We start from the raw sequence: 15,984 nt of genomic DNA on the forward strand, positions 1-15,984 counted from the left end.
AACTTGACGGACCGCATCGCGTCGGGGCGGGACGCGGTGGACCGCAACCTCGTGGAGTTCCGCCTCGCGCCCGATGACATCTCGGCCATCAGGTTCGGGGTCTCGCCAGGGCACGAGCTCTGCAACGCGATGCGCGTGCTCCAGCGGCCCGAGGGGCATCCGCTGCAGTGGGGGTGGTTGCGCAGCGTCAGGTCGGGGATGCCGCGCGAGCCGTTCGACCTGCTGCGCACCGTCATCGGGGCGGAGGGGTACTTCCCCGACTTCTTCACGTCGACGCCGACGTGGGACATGCAGCCCGCCGACGAGTTCGCCCGCCTGCGCGAGGTGCCGCCCGAGCTCATGCGCGCAGACCTGGCGAAGATGCTCCTGCGATCGACAGGCGAGCGGCACCGCGCCATCCGGCACATGCACGACGATCCGCTGCGCGCGCGGGCGATGCTCGCCGACGCGTTCGAGGCGATGTGGACGGCGGTGCTCGCCCCCGTGTGGCCGCAGCTCGAGCGCATCCTGCGCGCCGACATCGCGGTTCGGTCCCGACGCATCGCGACCGACGGGCTCGGCGGCATGGTCGGCGCGCTGCACCGGTCGGTCGACTGGAGCGACGATGCCGTGCGTGTCGAGCTGCGCATGCACCGAGAGGTGCTCGACTGTCGGGGGAGCGGGCTCGTGCTCGTGCCGACGGTCATGAGCTGGACCCGCGGATGCTCCGTGCTCACCGAACCCCCGGCGCAGCCCACGCTCTTCTACCCGGCGCAGGGCGTGACCGAGACGTGGGCGCGCAACACCGAGACGGCCGCCGACGCGCTCGGTGCGCTGCTCGGACCGGCGCGGGCGGGGATCCTGCTCGGCGCGCACGTCGAGCGCACGACCTCGCAGGTGGCCGCGGACTCGGGCCTCGCGGTCTCGACCGCGTCGCACCACCTCGCCGTGCTCCGGGGCAGCGGGCTCGTCGCGAGCCGGCGCGACGGCGCGCGCGTGCTGCACCTGCGGACGCCGTTGGGCGAGGCGGTCGTCGGGGCGACGCTGTAGGGGCGGCCGGCGCGGCCGGCGACCGGCGGCCAGCGACCGGCGACGGCGACCGGTGACCGGCGACGGCGACCGGCCACCGGTGACGGCGCTGGTCCGGTGCTCCCGCGTTCGAGGGCAGCGCGGCGGGCGTGCGCAACTCAGGAGATCTGCGCGACACGCCGCCCCGATCGGGTGCATCGGCGGCGTGTCGCCCTGTCGCTCCGGAGTTGCGCACCGGGCGGTTGACGCCCGGGGGTCGTCGGCGTATATTCACCCGCATGGGTGAATATCAACTGGATGCGGTGCTGGGCGCCGTCGCCGACCCCACGAGGCGCGCGATCCTCGACCGCCTGCTCGATGGCGAGGCACGGGTCACCGACCTCGCGCGCGAGTTCCCGATCTCGCTGAACTCCACGAGCAAGCACATCAAGGTGCTCGAGCGCGCCGAGCTCGTGCACCGCGAGGTGCGGGGCCGCGAGCACGTGCTGTCGCTGCGGGCCGAGTCGCTCGGCAACGCCGTCGCCTGGATGCAGCGCTACCAGGCGTTCTGGGAGGACCGGCTCGCCGCCCTCGAGGCGTTCGTCATGTCCGACGAGTCGGATGTCGCGGGCGAGCCGGATGTCGCGGGCGAGACGGATGTCGCGGGCGAGCCGGCTGAGCCGGAGGCCGCAGACGGTTCGGGTGCCGTCGACGGCGGGCCGGATGCCGCCACCGGCCCGACCGCCATCGCAAGCGTCGCGACCGGCGACGGGTCGACCGGCGACGTGCCCGACGGCGACGAGCCGCACGAGCGAGGCGGTGCCCGATGAGCGCCGTCGTGACGGTGAGTCGGCGGATCGCGGCATCCGCGGACCGGCTCTTCGACGCGTGGCTCGACCCCGCGGCGCTCTCCGTGTGGATGCGACGCGACGGCAGCGAGCCTTCGACGGCGGTGATCGACCCGCGCGTCGGCGGGACGTTCGCGATCACGATGAACGACCCGCAGGGCGCATTCCTGCACGGCGGCACCTACATGGTGATCGACCGGCCTCGCCGGCTCGAGTTCACGTGGAGGTCGGATGCGACGCACGGCACCGACTCGGTCGTGCGCGTGAGCTTCGAACCCGACGGCGACGGGACCCTCGTCGAGGTGCGGCACGAGCGACTGCCCGACGCGCTCGCCGTGCGGTTGCACGCCGAGGGATGGACCGAGATCATGTCCGGGTTCGCCCGGCGCTACGCAGAGGAGGCGGCGTGATGCTGCTCGAAGGGAAGGTCGCCGTGATCCACGGCGGCGGGGGATCGATCGGATCGACGACGGCACGCGTGTTCGCCCGCGAGGGCGTGCGCCTGCATCTCGCGGGGCGCAGCCTGCCACGGCTCGAGGCCGCGGCATCCGCGATCCGTGCGACCGGTGCGAGCGTCGAGATCGCGGTCGTCGACGCCATGGACCAGGCGGCGGTGGACGAACACGTCGACGCCGTCGTCGCACGCGAGGGGCGCCTCGACATCGCCCTCAACGCGGTCGGCTTCGACCACGTGCAGGGGCTCGCGATCGCCGACACGACGCTCGCCGACTACCTGCACCCCATCACGGGCTACCTGCAGACGAACTTCGTCACGGCGAAGGCCGCGTCGCGCGCGATGATCGCCCAGGGGGGCGGCGTGATCCTCACGATCTCGACGCCGGGCGCACGCCTCACTGGCCGGGGGCTGATCGGCAACGCCGCGCAGAGCGCCGGGCTCGAGGGCTTCTCGCGGGCGCTCGCCGGCGAGCTCGGCCCGGCCGGCGTGCGCGTGGTGTGCGTGCGCCCGCACGCGTTCCGCGACGCCTCCGAGTCGTACACGCTCGACATGTTCGGGCGCATCGCGGATGCCGGTGGCACGAGCCTCGACGACTGGTGGAACGGCCTGGCGTCGACGACGCTGCTCGGGCGGCTGCCCGAACTCGACGAGGTGGCCGAGTACCTCGCGTTCGCGGCATCCGATCGTGCGGCGTCGATGACGGGAGTCGTCTCGAACCTGACGGCGGGCGCGCTCGTCGACTGACGACCACGTGCAGGAGCGGCCCGGATGCGATGTGCATCCGGGCCGCTTCGTGTTCTCGGCGCCGCACAGCTGATCTCAGTTCGTCGCGAGCTCATGACTCTCGAGTGTTGCGCATGCTGCAACGTCGTTGACGTCCCCCGTTCGAGGGGTTTACGGTGCAATTCATATGATGTCATTCGACATACGAAACCGGGAGAAATCAATGAAGATGCTCACTCAACGGTCGCTCGCCGCGTTGGCGGTTGCGGCACTCGCCATCAGCGGGGCGGTGGTCGGCGCGCATTCCGCCTCGGCGACCCCGACGGCCGGGCGCGGCGACGGGGCGACGGACGCCCTGACCATCGTGGTGGCGCCGCACGGCAAGAAGGGCGCGCCCGCCGGCGACATCGTCGTCACCTCCATCGACGCGGCCAAGTCGGTCGCGAAGAACAAGGGCAAGAAGCGGGACGTCCGCGTCGTACTCGACGGCGGCACGTACGAACTCGACGAGCCCCTCCGGTTCGGTCCGAAGGACGGCGGGTCGAACGGGCACACGGTGACCTGGACGAGCGCCGACGGCGAGCGTGCCGTGCTCTCGGGCGGCCACCGCGTGACCGGCTGGCGTCTCCAGGATGCCGAGCAGAACATCTGGGTGGCCGAGGTCGCACCGGGCACCGAGTCGCGTCAGCTCTACGTCGACGGCCAGCCCGCCGAGAAGACCAAGCTGCTGCTCGCCGCCGACAAGAAGGACCGTGCACAGCTCACGTGGACTGAATCGGGTCTCACGGTCGACCAGGGTCGATACGGCGACCTCAGCGGCCTCCGCAACCAGGCCGACCTCGAGATCGTCAGCCTCGGCTCGTTCACCGACCGCATCTCGCCCGTCGAATCCATCATCGGCAACGAGATCCGGATGGTGCAGCCGGCTTGGCAGAACAATAACTTCGGCTACGACACGCTGAAGTCGCCCTACAACCGTGGCGCCCTCTACCTCGTGAACGCGTACGAGTTCTTCGCGAACGCGGACGAGTGGTACCTCGATTCACCCGCCGGAAAGGTCTACTACAAGGCGCCCGACGGAGCGACGATGGACGGCGTCGACGTGCGCCTGCCCGAGCTCGAGACGCTCGTCGAGGTCGGCGGCACCTACGACGACCCGATCGAGGGGCTCTCGTTCGAGAACCTCGAGTTCGCGCACACGACCTGGCTGCGGCCGAGCTCGGAGCAAGGATACGCCGACCAGCAGTCCGGCGCCCACGCCGTCGGCGACTACTCGCCGCCCGCCGACTACCTCACGACCTGCCAGGACGGGTGCCCGGAGTTCGAGCAGACCCGCGATGAGTGGTGGCAGGTGCCCGGTGCGGTCCAGGTCTCGGCGGCGAGCGACATCTCCTTCGACGGCAACCGGTTCGACCAGCTCGGCTCGGTCGGCCTCGGCATCGGCATGGACCCGAACGCGCACGAGACGGGCGTCGGGTACGGCGCGAACGACATCCGGGTGCTCGGCAACGAGTTCACCGACCTCGGAGGGTCGGGCATCGTCGTCGGCGGCGTGCAGCCCGACGCGCACCACCCGAGCGACGATCGCATGACCGTTCGCGACATCACGATCGTCGACAACACCATCAGCCGGGTCGGGCAGAGCTACCGCGACAGCGCCGGCATCCTCTCGACCTACGTGACCCGTGCGGAGATCTCGCACAACACCCTCACCGAACTGCCCTACGACGGCATCGACATCGGCTGGGGCTGGGGCATCAACGACCCGGGCGGCAACGCGTACTACGAGAAGGCAGGTCGGTACGAGATCCAGCCGCGGTACGAGACGCCGACGACGTTCCGCGACAACCACGTGGCGTACAACCTCATCCACGACACCAAGAACGAGATGCACGACGGCGGCAGCATCTACACGCTGTCGGCGAGCCCGGGCACGCTCATCGAACGCAACTACATCTTCGACAGCCGCGAGACCTTCGGCATGCTGATCGACCAGGGCTCGCGGTACATCGAAGTGCGCGAGAACGTGATCCTCGACTCGAGCCGGTACATCTACGTGAACGCCGACACGAAGGGGCCGGAGATCTTCAACACCCTCGACCTGCAGTTCACGGGCAACTGGTGGACCGGCGGCAACGAGCGGTACGTGCGGTTCCCCGAATACCGCACGTACTGGACCGACGAGGTCGAGCTCAACGGCATCGCCCAGGAGGACTGGCCCGAGGAGGCCAAGACGGTCATGGCCGAGGCCGGAGCTCGCCGCTGATCCGACGCTGACGCGGAACGGCCCGGATGCGACATCCGGGCCGTTCTCGTCGTATGCGGTGGGTCGGCGGGCGGTCGGCCCCGCGTCGCCGCGGCCGGCGCCCGCGCGCGGGCGTCAGCGCGCGGGCGTCAGCGCTTGGGGCTCGGCGGGCGCCGCCGCTCCCATGCGTCGAGGATGTGCGCGCGCATGGCCGCCTCGGCCTCGTCGGGGTCGCCGGCCTCGATCGCCGCGAAGACGCGCTCGTGCTCGCGCAGCGTCACGTCGAGCTCGCTGTGCAGGTGGAAGCGGGCGCTCTCGCGGGCCTCGGCGAAGAGCGTGCGCACGATGCTGTCGGCGAGCCGGTTCGAGGTGATCTCGCCGACGCGCTGGTGGAAGTCGACATCGGCCTGGCTGAAGCGCGGTTCGTCGCCGACGGTCTCGCGCATGAGCACGAGGGCCTCGCGCAGGCGCTCCAGCTCGGCGGGAGTGCGCCGTGCGGCGGCGTCGCGCGCGATGACGGCCTCGAGTGCGGCGCGTACGGCGCTCAGCTCGTCGAGCACGCCGAGCGTGGCGTCGTTGGCGACGAGTGCGGCGAGCACGGTCGCGTCGACCATGTTCCAGGAGGCCGGTGGCAGCACGCGGGTGCCTCGGCCCTGGGCCACGGTTACGAGGCCCTTCTCCTCGAGGCGCTTGGCGGACTCGCGGATGACGGTGCGGCTGACGCCGAACTGCTCGCAGAGCACGGCCTCGGGCGGCAGCGAGCTGCCGGGCTCGAGGTCGCCTCGCACGATCGCGTCGACGAGGGCGCTCACGACCGTCACCCCGAGGCGCGGCGCGCGCGTGCGCGAGGCGATCGTGGGGTACTCGGCGAGCTGCCCCGGCGCAGCGTACGTATCGGACATGGGTCACAGCATACCGACGAATATTGGTAATACCTATGACGTCTCTTGTGGACTTGATAAGACGTATGATGTAATCACTTCTGCCCCGCCCCCTGGGGTGCATGTCGTCAGAGACGCCGACCAGAACAGGATGCGAAATGTCACAGCACTCGTCCTCCCACCGCCGGGCCGCACGGCTCGTCGCGGTGGCCGCCGCAGCCACCGCGGGGCTCCTCGCGCTCAGCGGTTGCTCGTCAGACGCCTCGGGCGGCGGTGACACCTCGCTCGGCTTCACCCAGGCCGAGCAGGTCGCCGACAGCCCGATCACCGTGTGGGTCGACGCCTCGCGCGAGCCCGCCGTCACCGCCTTCCAGGATGCGAATCCCGACATCGAGGTCAACCTCGAGACCTACGACGGCAACGCCGGAGGCAGCGGATCGTTCCAGAGCAAGATCTCGCTCATGGACCAGGCCGGCGAGGGCTGGCCCGATGTCGTGTTCTCGACCCAGCAGAACGACGCGATCTGGGCGTCGAAGCAGACCACCGGCGGCGAGCAGGGCTTCGCCGCGCCGCTCAACAAGGGCTTCATCGACCAGGACTTCCTCGACGGCTTCGCGGCGGGGTCGCTCGACTACACGACCATCGACGGCACCGTCTACGGTCTGCGCAACGACCTCGCGCAGACCGTCTTCTACTACGACCAGACGCTGCTCGACCAGTTCGGCTACGACGTGCCCACCACGTGGGAGGAGTACGGCGAACTCGGCGACAAGCTCGCCGCCGAGCACCCGGGGTACATCCTCGGCAGCATGGGCGACAGCTTCATGACCTACGTCTACTACGGCGGCTCCGAGTCGCCCGTGTTCCAGTCGCCCGAGGCGAACGTCTTCCACTCCGACACGGCCGACGCGAACTCCGAGGGCATCTCGAAGATCCTCGACGGCATGCTCGCCAACGGCACGCTCGTGCAGGACAGCTTCTTCAGCGCCGACTTCGCCTCGAAGTACGCGGGCAAGCTCGTGGGCGTGCCCGGACCGGTCTGGTACACGGGTGCGATCTTCCAGGGTGCGCTCGCCGTGCCCGCCGGGCAGATCGGCGTCAGCGCCCCGCTCAAGTGGGACGGCGGCGACGTCGCGGCCGGCAACGTGGGCGGCGGCGTCTGGTACGCCTCGAGCCACTCGAAGAACCTCGATGCGGTCAAGACGTTCCTCGAGTTCGTCACGAGCGCCGACGAGTTCCAGGTCGACGCCTCGTCGGGCTACCCGGCGTACACGTCGGCCGCCGAGAAGTGGCTCGACAAGCAGGCCGAGGCCGGCTACTTCGTGAACGACGACTTCAAGACCGTGATGTCGGATGCCGCGGGCCAGGTCTGGTCGGGCTGGAACGTCACCTCGTGGAGCCCCGAGACCGCCTGGGCGAAGATCGTGATCCCCGGCATCGCCGACGGGAAGACCATCGAGTCGCTGCTGCCCGCATGGCAGCAGGAGCTCGAGAACGAGGCCACCGTCAACGGATACTCGGTCGAGTAACGTGACCGTCACCGCACCTCCGGTTCCGGTCGACGCCGTCCCCTCGGGGCGGCGCCGGCCGGAGGGCCGGCGCGCGTCTCGCGTGAATGCGGGGCAGTCGCGCTACGGCTACGTCTTCGTCAGCGGGTACACCCTGCTGCTGCTGGCCTTCGGCCTGCTGCCCACGCTCTACGCCCTGTACCTCTCGTTCACGCGCAACGGCGTCTTCGTCGGCTTCGACAACTTCGTGCGCGTCTTCGGCGACTACCGGTTCCTGCCGGCGGTCATGCACGTCGCGCTGTACGTGCTCTTCTGGCTCGTGAGCCTCATCGTGCTCGTCGTCGTGCTCGCGATCATCGTGCACGGCATCCGGGTGCGCTGGCTCGGCAACACCGCCCGGTTCCTCTTCTACATCCCGGGCGCCATCGCCGGCGCCTCGAGCGTGCTGCTCTGGCTCTTCGTGCTCGACCCGTCGGTCAGCCCGGTCTCCGCCCTGCTGCACGCGATGGGCTACGAGTCGCTCATCAACGTGGTCGCCGTCGGCAACCTGCCCGTGGTCTTCACCGTCATCGCCTTCTGGGCCGGAGCGGGCTCGTGGATCGTCATCATGTTCGGCGCGCTCAACAACGTGCCGGTCGAGGTCATGGAGGCCGCCCGCATCGACGGAGCCGGCCCCGTGCAGACGGCGTGGTACATCCAGCTGCCGATGCTCACCAAGTGGATCAGCTACATGGGCGTCATGTCGCTTGCGGCGGGCACCCAGCTCTTCGTCGAGCCGAAGATCCTCGCGCAGGCGACGAAGAACATCGTGCCCGAGGACTACTCCCTCAACCAGCTCGCCTACCTCTACGCCTTCCGGCAGAACGACTTCTCGGGATCGGCCGCCATCTCGGTGATGCTGCTCGTGGTCGCGCTGGGGCTCTCGGCGATCTTCATCTTCCGAGGAAAGCTGTTCGAACGTGACTGACCTGACCACCCGCACCATCGTGACCAACGGCGCCCCGCAGCGCCGGGAGCGCCACGCGCTCACCCCGGGGCAGTGGATCGGCCGCGCCGTCGTCGTGCTCGTGCTGCTCGTGTTCGCGGCCTTCTTCATCCTGCCGATCATCTGGCTGGTGCTCGCACCGACGAAGACGAACTCGCAGCTGCTGCAGGAGGGCCCGTTCAGCTTCGGGTCCCTCGACCAGCTCGCGGCCAACTGGAACGAGCTGTTCGCGTTCGGCAGCGGCGTCTTCACGACCTGGATGGGCAACTCGGCGTTCTACTCGTTCACCGCGCTCGTGATCACCCTGATCGTGAGCATCCCGGCCGGGTACGCGCTCGCGCTCATCGAGTTCAAGGGTCGTCGCCTGCTGCTGGTCACCACGCTCATCGTGATGCTCATCCCGAACACCGCCCTCGTGCTGCCGATCTTCCTCGAGCTGAGCGCCGCGAAGCTCATCGGCAGCCCGCTCGCGGTGATCCTGCCGTTCTCGTTCTTCCCGTTCGGCGTGTACCTGACCTACATCTACTTCTCGACCGCCGTCTCGCGCGACCTGCTGAACGCGGCCCGCATCGACGGCGCGGGCGAGGTGCGGGTGTTCGCACAGGTCGCCATGCCGCTCGCGACGCCCGTGATCGCCCTCGTCGGCTTCTTCAGCTTCGTGGCGAACTGGAACAACTACTTCCTGCCGTTCCTCGTGGTCGGCGGAACGAAGATCCCCGTGCAGGTGGGCCTCGCGAACCTGCTCGCGAACGTGCCGGCCTTCAATCCGACCACGGCCTCGAGCATCGTGATCCAGCTGCCGACGCTCGCCCTCGCGACGCTCATCTCGGTGGCGCCGATCCTGCTCATCTTCCTGTTCGCGCAGCGTTTCCTCGTCGAGGGAATGACGGCCGGCGGAACCAAGGAATGACGAAGAGGACCCCATGAAGATCACCGGATACCGCACCGTCACCGCACAGCACCACTGGCGCCGCTCGATCGGCGACGTGAACGGGCACATCACCGAGGCCGTCACCGAGGTGCCCATCGTCATCCTCGAGACCGACGCAGGGCTCGAGGGCGTGGGCATCGGCTCGCACGCCGATCTCCAGCGGCTGTTCCCCGCGCTCGACGGCGAAGACCCGAGGAGCACCTCCGCGCTCTTCGACCGCATGCTCGCCCAGGTGTTCAAGAGCGGGCACGCCGGTGCGACGTACGGCGGCCTCGCGACGCTCGACGCCGCGCTCTGGGACCTCAAGGCGAAGGCCGCGGGCGAACCGCTCTGGCGTCTGCTCGGCGGGCGCGACCGGTTCGTGCCCGGGTACGCGTCGGGGCTCGACATCGCGCTCGACGACGACGAGCTCACGACGTTCTACGCCGAGTTCGCCGAGCGGGGCTTCGTCGCGGGCAAGCTCAAGGGCGGGCTCGACCTCGACGCCGACCTGCGCCGCCTCGGCATCCTCTCCGATGCGCTGCGCGTGAACACCAGCAGGCCGGGCCTCATGCTCGACGCGAACGAGTCGTGGCAGCTCAAGCAGGCCGTGCGCTACGTGTCGGCCATCGAGGAGCAGGTCGACCTGCTCTGGGTCGAGGAACCGCTGCGCCGATGGGATGCCACCGGGCACGCCCGGCTCAGCAGCGGCATCAAGGCGGCCGTCGCCACGGGCGAGAACCTCACGGGCGTCGACCAGTTCCGGCCCCTGTTCGACGCGGGCGCGCCCGACATCGTGCAGGCCGGCGCGATCTGGGGCGTCTCGCACCTGCACCGTCTCTCGTTCGCGGCCGCGGCCCGCGACCTTCCGGTCAGCCCGGTCGGCTACAACGCCAACCCCGCGGTCGCGCACGTCATGACGGCGGTGCCGAACCATCTCACGACCGAGGTGCAGGCGCTCGACTTCGCCGACGGCGTGCTCGTCGACCACGAGTTCGCCGACGGCGGCATCGTGCTGAGCGACGCGCCCGGCGCAGGCATCTCGATCGACGAGGCCCTGATCGACGCCCGGCGCGACGGCGGAGGCTGGGCCGACCCGGCCGGCCCCCACATGCGTCCGACGCGCGCGGGCCTGCGAGTCGTGCTCGATGGCGTCGAGCGCTGACCCTCGAGCGCAGAAGGAAGACCATGGAACTCCGACCCGGACTGCATCGCATCCAGGCCCCGCTCGGCGACCGCTTCGTCGCCCTGTACCTGCTCGTCGGCGACGACGCGGCGCTGCTCGTCGACACGGGCGTGCGCGAGAGCATCACCGACACGCTGCTGCCCTACCTCGATGCCGCAGGCATCCCTCGCGAGCGGATTCGCTGGGCGGTGAACACGCACTGCGACTACGACCACACGGGCGGCAACGGTGCGCTCAAGGCGGCGATCCCGAGCGTGCAGCTCGTCGCGCACGGGCTCGACGCCGACCTCGTCGAAGACGTGCAGCGCCTCATCGACGAGCGGTACGGCGAGTTCCGCGAGACCGACGGATTCGACGACCCGCCGGAGACCACCGCCTACCTGCGGAGCGTCTCCGACCTGGTGCCGATCGACCTGCGGGTCGAGGGCGGCGAGGAGTTCGACCTCGGCGGCCGCACCGTGCGCGTGCTGCACGTGCCAGGGCACAGCCCGGGACATGTCGCCGTCCACGACGAGGCGAACCGCGCCCTGCTCATCGGCGACGCGACGCTCGGCGAGAGCGTGCTGTTCGCCGACGGCAGCCCGGCGTTCCCGCCGACGTACCGCGACACCGACCCCTACGTCGAGAGCCTGCGCGCGTTCCGCGCGCTCGACGCCGACCTGCTGCTCACCGCGCACTACCCCGTGTACGAGGGCGAGGGCGTCGCCCGGTTCCTCGTCGAGAGCGAGGCCTACACCGAGCGCATCGACGAGCTCATGTCCGAGTTGCTGGCGGCCCGCACCGAGCCGGCCACCACGCTCGAACTCGTGCGCGAGGCTGGCTCCGCCCTCGGGCCGTGGGGCGCCGACGCGCTCGACTACTCGGTCTTCCCCGTCACGGGCAACCTCGAGCGGCTCGAACGACGCGGGCTCGTGACATCCGCCGTCGAAGCCGACGGACGCCGCACCTGGCGGTGGGCCCGATGACCGCGAGGGTGCGGCTCGGTGCCGTCGGCGCCGGCTGGTGGGCGACGAGCAACCACTTCCCGATCTTCGCGGCCCGCGACGACGTCGAGCTCGTCGGCGTCTGCGGCATCGGCCCCGAGCTCGAGACCGTGCGCGAGCAGTTCGGCTTCGGCATGGCCACGACCGACTACGACGAGCTGCTCGCGCAGGACCTCGACGCGATGGTCGTCGCGACGCCGCACGACCTGCACCACCCGCAGGCCGTCGCGGCGATCGAACGCGGCCTGCACGTGCTCGTCGAGAAGCCCGTCACGCTCGATGCCGCGCAGGGGTGGGACCTGGCCGCGAAGGTCCACGAGCACGGCGTGCACTTCCTCGCGCCCTACGGCTGGAACTACAAGCCGTTCACGGTCGCCGCCAAGCGCCTCGTCGAGGCCGGGCACCTCGGCGAGATCCAGCACGTGCTCTGCCACATGGCCTCGCCCACCCGCGGCCTCTTCGCGGGCGACACGAACCACATCCGCGCGCTCTGGGACTCCGAGACCAGCGGTCCGGAGCCGAGCACCTGGCAGTCGCCGGCCCGCGGCGGCGGGTACGCCCACGGACAGGTCACGCACTCGAGCGCCCTGCTGTTCTGGCTGAGCGGCCTCCGCGCGGCATCCGTCATGGCGAAGGTGTCGAACGGGGGCGCCGCGGTCGACCTGTTCAACGCGGCGGTGGTCACGTTCGACGGCGGCGCGCTCGGCGCGCTCTCGGGTGCGGCGACCGTGCCCGACGGCGACCCGTACCAGGTCGACATCCGCATCTTCGGCACCGAGGGCGTGCTCATGCTCGACACCGAGCGCGAACGCGCCTGGCTGCACCGCTACGACGGCACCCGCTTCGACCTCGAGGTCGAGCCGGGCGACGGCGCCTACGAGTGCGTCGTGCCGCCCAACCGGTTCATCGACCTCATCACCGGGGCGAGTACCGAGAACAACTCCGACGTCGAGGTGGCGGCCCGCTCGGTGGAACTGATCGACGCCATGCTTCGCAGCGCCGCTGCGGGAGGAGCAGAAGTGAACGTGCATGACGAGGAGCAGGCAGCATGACCGACCGACGGGGCGTGCTCGACGGCTACCGGGTGATCGACTGCTCGATCGCGATGGCCGGGCCCTTCGCGGCCCAGCGCCTCGGCGACCTCGGCGCCGACGTCATCAAGGTCGAGCCGACGACGGGGGAGTGGCAGCGCCACGCCGCCGCGGGCGGAGCCGCAGGCAACGAGATCAACGTGTCGTTCCTCTCGTTGAACCGCAACAAGCGCTCGGTCGCGCTCGACCTCAAGGCCGACGACGGCAAGGCCGCGCTCCGCGAGCTCGTCGCGGGGGCCGACGTGTTCCTGCAGAACTACCGGCCCGGTGTGGCCGCGCGGCTCGGGGTCGACTACGAATCACTCCGAGCGATCAACCCGTCGATCGTCTACGTGTCGATCTCGGGCTACGGCGAGGACGGCCCCTACCGTGACCGCCCCGGCCAGGACCTGCTGCTGCAGGCGATGTCGGGCGCGATGTACTCGGCTGGGCGCGACGGCGACGAGCCGTCGCCCGCCGGCCAGTACCTCGCCGACGCCATCACCGCATCGACGGCCTTCGAGGGCGTGCTCGCCGCACTGCTGCACCGCGAGCGCACGGGCGAGGGCCAGCTGGTGACGGTCAACATGCTCGACGCGCTCACGACCCTGCAGATGCAGGAGCTCTCGGTGTTCACGGTCGGCCGCAAGGCGCAGCAGCGCTCGGCCGAACCGCACGCCCACGTCTACATCCGCGCCCCGTACGGCGTCTTCGAGACGAGCGACGGCTACGTGGCGCTCGCCTTCGCCGACCTGCACGAGCTCGGCCGCCTCATCGAGGAGCCCGCGTTCGAGGGCTGGTCGAGCGAGGTCGAGGGGTGGACCCGCCGCGACGAGATCCACTCCCGCACCGCCGCGAAGCTGCGCACCGGCACGGCTGCGCACTGGATCGCGAAGCTCGGCGCGGCCGGCATGTGGATCGGCCCCGTCAACGACTACGCGACCCTCGTCGACGACCCGCAGATCGTGCACAACGGCACGTTCATCGAGTACGAGCATCCGACCGAGGGCACCGTGAAGACGCCCGGCTTCCCGTACCGCTTCTCGGCCACGCCGCCGCAGCTCTACCGCGGCGCGCCGCGCGTCGGCGAGCACACCCGCGAGGTGCTCGCCCAGGCCGGGTTCGACGAGTCCGCGATCGAGGCGCTGCTCGCGTCAGGCGCGGCACGGGCGACGGATGCCGCGGCGGCCGTCGCCGGCGTCTGATGACCGGGTACCGGGGGCTCACGTGGGACCACCCGCGCGGGCGCAACGCGCTCGAGGCCGCGGCGACCGAGGCGCGGTCGACCGCAGCCGCAGCCGCAGCCGCAGCCGCAGCCGCAGCCACAGCCGCAACCGTGACCGGCGCCTCGCTCGAGCCGCTCATCACGTGGGACGTGCACTCGCTCGAGGGCTTCGAGTCGGCGCCCATCGAGGAGCTCGCCGCGAGGTACGACGTGATCGTCCTCGACCACCCGCACCTCGGCGACGCGCTCGCCGCGGAGGTGCTGCGACCGATCGACGAGCTCTACCCGCCGACGTTCGTCGCAGGGCTGCGGTCGGCGGCAGTCGGCCCGAGCACGCCGTCGTACACGCTCGACGGCCGCCTGTGGGCGCTGCCGCTCGACGCGGCGACGCAGGTCGCGGTGCGCCTGCCCGAGCGGCTCGACGCCGCGCCGACCACCTGGAGCGACGTGCTGGCGCTCGCCGAGCAGGGCACCGCGCCCGTGGCGCTGAGCCTCGCCGGCCCGCACGCGCTGCTCAGCCTGATGTCGGTGTGCGTGGCGTTCGGGCGGGAGCCCGCGACCGTGCCGGGCGACGGGCTGCTCGACGCGGAGGTCGCGACGGCCGCGATCGACCTGCTCGCCGCGATCGCGCGCCACGCGCCGCATGGCAGTGCCGAGCTGAACCCGATCGGGCTGCTCGAGCGCATGCGGCGCGACCGCGACATCGCCTACATCCCCCTGATCTACGGGTACGTGAACTACGCGGCGGGTGCAGGCGGCACGCTGCGCTTCCACGATGCCCCCGCCACGACGCCGTTCGGACGCCGCGGCTCGACGATCGGCGGCACGGGCATCGCGTTCACGACCCGCCGCGAGCCGTCGCGCGCGCTGCTCGACCACCTTGGCGATCTGTTGTCCCCCGCGGCGCAGGCCGGGTTCATCCCCGAGCACGACGGGCAGCCGAGCCTGCGTTCCGCCTGGCTCGACGGCGCCGTGAACGCGGCATCCGGCGGCTTCTACCGCGACACGCTCGCGACGATCGAGCAGTCGTGGGTGCGCCCGCGGGTGCCCGGCTTCACGCCGTTCCAGTCAGAGGCGTCTGCCATGGTCCGCCGCGCCATCCTCGACGGCGACTCGCCCACGGCGACGATCGCCGCCGTCAACGCCAGCTTCGACGCCCTCGCGTCGATCACCGAACGGAGCCACGCATGACCGCACCGCAGCACGAGCACGTCAGGGCCGAGGTCGACGGCGCGGTCGTCACGATCACGATCGCGCGCCCCGAGAAGCTCAATTCCGTCACGCAGGAGATGTCCAAGGCGCTCGTCGCCGTCATCGAGTGGGCGGATGCCGCAGACGAGGTCCGCGCGATCGTGCTGACCGGCGACGGGGCGCGAGCCTTCTGCGCCGGCTCCGACATCCGCACGCTCGACGCGTACGCGACGCCGTGGGAGTTCCGCAACCGCACCGACTACTGCGACGCGATCCGCGCCGCCCGCAAGCCCGTGATCGCGGCCGTCAACGGCTACGCGTTCGGCGGCGGGCTCGAGACGGCGCTGAGCTGCGACATCCGCATCGCCTCGACGACCGCGAGCTTCGCCGCGCCCGAGATCAAGCTCGGCTGGATCGGCGGCGGAGGCATGAGCACGTTCCTCGCGCACTCGGTCGGTCCGTCGAACGCGGCCGTGATGCTCATGACGGGCGACCCGATCGACGCCGAGACGGCGCTGCGCTGGGGGCTCGTGAGCGAGCTCGTCGAGCCGTCGCGCCTCGTCGCGCGGGCGCAGGAGCTGGCCGCGGTCATCGCGACCCGCCCGCCGATCGCGGCCGAGACCGCGAAGGCCAACCTGCGCGCGGCGTTCAACATGACGCAGGACGAGTCCATCCGCTATGAACGAGACCTGCAGACCGTCACGTTCGCGACCGCCGACGCCGACGAGGGCCGCGCGGCCTTCGCCGCGAAGCGCGCAGCGACCTTCCACCGACGTTGAGGAGCC

Annotated in this window: 15 protein-coding genes; 14 read left to right on the forward strand and 1 reads right to left on the reverse strand. The window is 70.6% G+C overall.

The genetic code is table 11. The features are described from left to right. Positions 1 to 3: 3 nt before the first annotated feature. The 5 genes from BM342_RS05075 to BM342_RS05095 all read left to right on the forward strand — a co-directional run bounded on the left by BM342_RS05075 (position 4) and on the right by BM342_RS05095 (position 5,281). Positions 4 to 1,029 carry an ArsR/SmtB family transcription factor gene (locus BM342_RS05075; protein WP_255368535.1) on the forward strand — a complete coding sequence of 342 codons (1,026 nt, stop codon included), beginning with the start codon at positions 4 to 6 and terminating at the stop codon, positions 1,027 to 1,029. Positions 1,030 to 1,286: 257 nt separating this feature from the next. Then, positions 1,287 to 1,817, forward strand: coding sequence for an ArsR/SmtB family transcription factor (locus tag BM342_RS05080; protein WP_092964367.1), 531 nt, complete (start codon positions 1,287 to 1,289; stop codon positions 1,815 to 1,817). After that, a complete protein-coding gene (locus BM342_RS05085; protein WP_092964368.1) occupies positions 1,814 to 2,245 on the forward strand; it encodes an SRPBCC family protein in 432 nt (143 codons plus the stop codon). Before BM342_RS05080 ends, BM342_RS05085 begins: the two co-directional genes overlap by 4 nt. After that, a complete protein-coding gene (locus tag BM342_RS05090) occupies positions 2,245 to 3,036 on the forward strand; it encodes an SDR family NAD(P)-dependent oxidoreductase (protein WP_092964369.1) in 792 nt (263 codons plus the stop codon). The genes BM342_RS05085 and BM342_RS05090 overlap by 1 nt, the downstream gene beginning before the upstream one ends. A 202-nt stretch (positions 3,037 to 3,238) precedes the next feature. Beyond that, positions 3,239 to 5,281 carry a right-handed parallel beta-helix repeat-containing protein gene (locus BM342_RS05095; RefSeq protein ID WP_177232063.1) on the forward strand — a complete coding sequence of 681 codons (2,043 nt, stop codon included), beginning with the start codon at positions 3,239 to 3,241 and terminating at the stop codon, positions 5,279 to 5,281. Positions 5,282 to 5,409: 128 nt separating this feature from the next. Here the strand turns inward: BM342_RS05095 and BM342_RS05100 are convergent, their stop codons facing one another. Next, the gene (locus BM342_RS05100; protein WP_092964371.1) at positions 5,410 to 6,162 is read right to left on the reverse strand and encodes a FadR/GntR family transcriptional regulator; all 753 of its coding nucleotides are present in this window, start codon (positions 6,160 to 6,162) and stop codon (positions 5,410 to 5,412) included. 137 nt (positions 6,163 to 6,299) lie between these two features. On the opposite strand from BM342_RS05100, the gene BM342_RS05105 reads away from it, so the two are divergent. The 9 genes from BM342_RS05105 to BM342_RS05145 are packed head-to-tail and all read left to right on the forward strand — an operon-like array spanning position 6,300 to position 15,978. Beyond that, complete coding sequence (locus BM342_RS05105; RefSeq protein WP_092964372.1) at positions 6,300 to 7,670, forward strand: ABC transporter substrate-binding protein; 1,371 nt, start codon at positions 6,300 to 6,302, stop codon at positions 7,668 to 7,670. Between the two features lies 1 nt (position 7,671). Continuing rightward, positions 7,672 to 8,616 (forward strand): carbohydrate ABC transporter permease, encoded by a 945-nt coding sequence (locus tag BM342_RS05110; RefSeq protein WP_143109760.1) that lies wholly within the window; start codon positions 7,672 to 7,674, stop codon positions 8,614 to 8,616. Next, the gene (locus BM342_RS05115) at positions 8,609 to 9,544 is read left to right on the forward strand and encodes a carbohydrate ABC transporter permease (protein WP_255368536.1); all 936 of its coding nucleotides are present in this window, start codon (positions 8,609 to 8,611) and stop codon (positions 9,542 to 9,544) included. Before BM342_RS05110 ends, BM342_RS05115 begins: the two co-directional genes overlap by 8 nt. 13 nt (positions 9,545 to 9,557) lie before the next feature. Continuing rightward, the gene (locus BM342_RS05120) at positions 9,558 to 10,709 is read left to right on the forward strand and encodes a mandelate racemase/muconate lactonizing enzyme family protein (RefSeq protein WP_092964373.1); all 1,152 of its coding nucleotides are present in this window, start codon (positions 9,558 to 9,560) and stop codon (positions 10,707 to 10,709) included. 23 nt (positions 10,710 to 10,732) lie between these two features. Then, positions 10,733 to 11,695, forward strand: coding sequence for an MBL fold metallo-hydrolase (locus tag BM342_RS05125; protein WP_092964374.1), 963 nt, complete (start codon positions 10,733 to 10,735; stop codon positions 11,693 to 11,695). After that, positions 11,692 to 12,765 (forward strand): Gfo/Idh/MocA family protein, encoded by a 1,074-nt coding sequence (locus BM342_RS05130; protein ID WP_143109761.1) that lies wholly within the window; start codon positions 11,692 to 11,694, stop codon positions 12,763 to 12,765. The genes BM342_RS05125 and BM342_RS05130 overlap by 4 nt, the downstream gene beginning before the upstream one ends. Continuing rightward, the gene (locus tag BM342_RS05135; RefSeq protein WP_092964376.1) at positions 12,762 to 13,988 is read left to right on the forward strand and encodes a CaiB/BaiF CoA transferase family protein; all 1,227 of its coding nucleotides are present in this window, start codon (positions 12,762 to 12,764) and stop codon (positions 13,986 to 13,988) included. Before BM342_RS05130 ends, BM342_RS05135 begins: the two co-directional genes overlap by 4 nt. Continuing rightward, a complete protein-coding gene (locus tag BM342_RS05140) occupies positions 13,988 to 15,199 on the forward strand; it encodes a hypothetical protein (RefSeq protein ID WP_092964377.1) in 1,212 nt (403 codons plus the stop codon). Before BM342_RS05135 ends, BM342_RS05140 begins: the two co-directional genes overlap by 1 nt. Continuing rightward, positions 15,196 to 15,978, forward strand: coding sequence for an enoyl-CoA hydratase/isomerase family protein (locus BM342_RS05145; protein WP_092964378.1), 783 nt, complete (start codon positions 15,196 to 15,198; stop codon positions 15,976 to 15,978). Before BM342_RS05140 ends, BM342_RS05145 begins: the two co-directional genes overlap by 4 nt. Positions 15,979 to 15,984: the final 6 nt, after the last annotated feature.

Source organism: Agromyces sp. CF514 (genome assembly GCF_900113185.1).
Taxonomy (GTDB): domain Bacteria; phylum Actinomycetota; class Actinomycetes; order Actinomycetales; family Microbacteriaceae; genus Agromyces.

Coding starts and splice junctions, on each gene's coding strand:
- BM342_RS05090 (WP_092964369.1), top strand. CDS start 2,245: ATGCTGCTCGAAGGGAAGGTCGCCGTGATCCACGGCGGCGGGGGATCG.
- BM342_RS05105 (WP_092964372.1), top strand. CDS start 6,300: ATGTCACAGCACTCGTCCTCCCACCGCCGGGCCGCACGGCTCGTCGCG.
- BM342_RS05145 (WP_092964378.1), top strand. CDS start 15,196: ATGACCGCACCGCAGCACGAGCACGTCAGGGCCGAGGTCGACGGCGCG.
- BM342_RS05135 (WP_092964376.1), top strand. CDS start 12,762: ATGACCGACCGACGGGGCGTGCTCGACGGCTACCGGGTGATCGACTGC.
- BM342_RS05080 (WP_092964367.1), top strand. CDS start 1,287: ATGGGTGAATATCAACTGGATGCGGTGCTGGGCGCCGTCGCCGACCCC.
- BM342_RS05095 (WP_177232063.1), top strand. CDS start 3,239: ATGAAGATGCTCACTCAACGGTCGCTCGCCGCGTTGGCGGTTGCGGCA.
- BM342_RS05085 (WP_092964368.1), top strand. CDS start 1,814: ATGAGCGCCGTCGTGACGGTGAGTCGGCGGATCGCGGCATCCGCGGAC.
- BM342_RS05120 (WP_092964373.1), top strand. CDS start 9,558: ATGAAGATCACCGGATACCGCACCGTCACCGCACAGCACCACTGGCGC.
- BM342_RS05140 (WP_092964377.1), top strand. CDS start 13,988: ATGACCGGGTACCGGGGGCTCACGTGGGACCACCCGCGCGGGCGCAAC.
- BM342_RS05100 (WP_092964371.1), bottom strand. CDS start 6,162: ATGTCCGATACGTACGCTGCGCCGGGGCAGCTCGCCGAGTACCCCACG.
- BM342_RS05130 (WP_143109761.1), top strand. CDS start 11,692: ATGACCGCGAGGGTGCGGCTCGGTGCCGTCGGCGCCGGCTGGTGGGCG.
- BM342_RS05125 (WP_092964374.1), top strand. CDS start 10,733: ATGGAACTCCGACCCGGACTGCATCGCATCCAGGCCCCGCTCGGCGAC.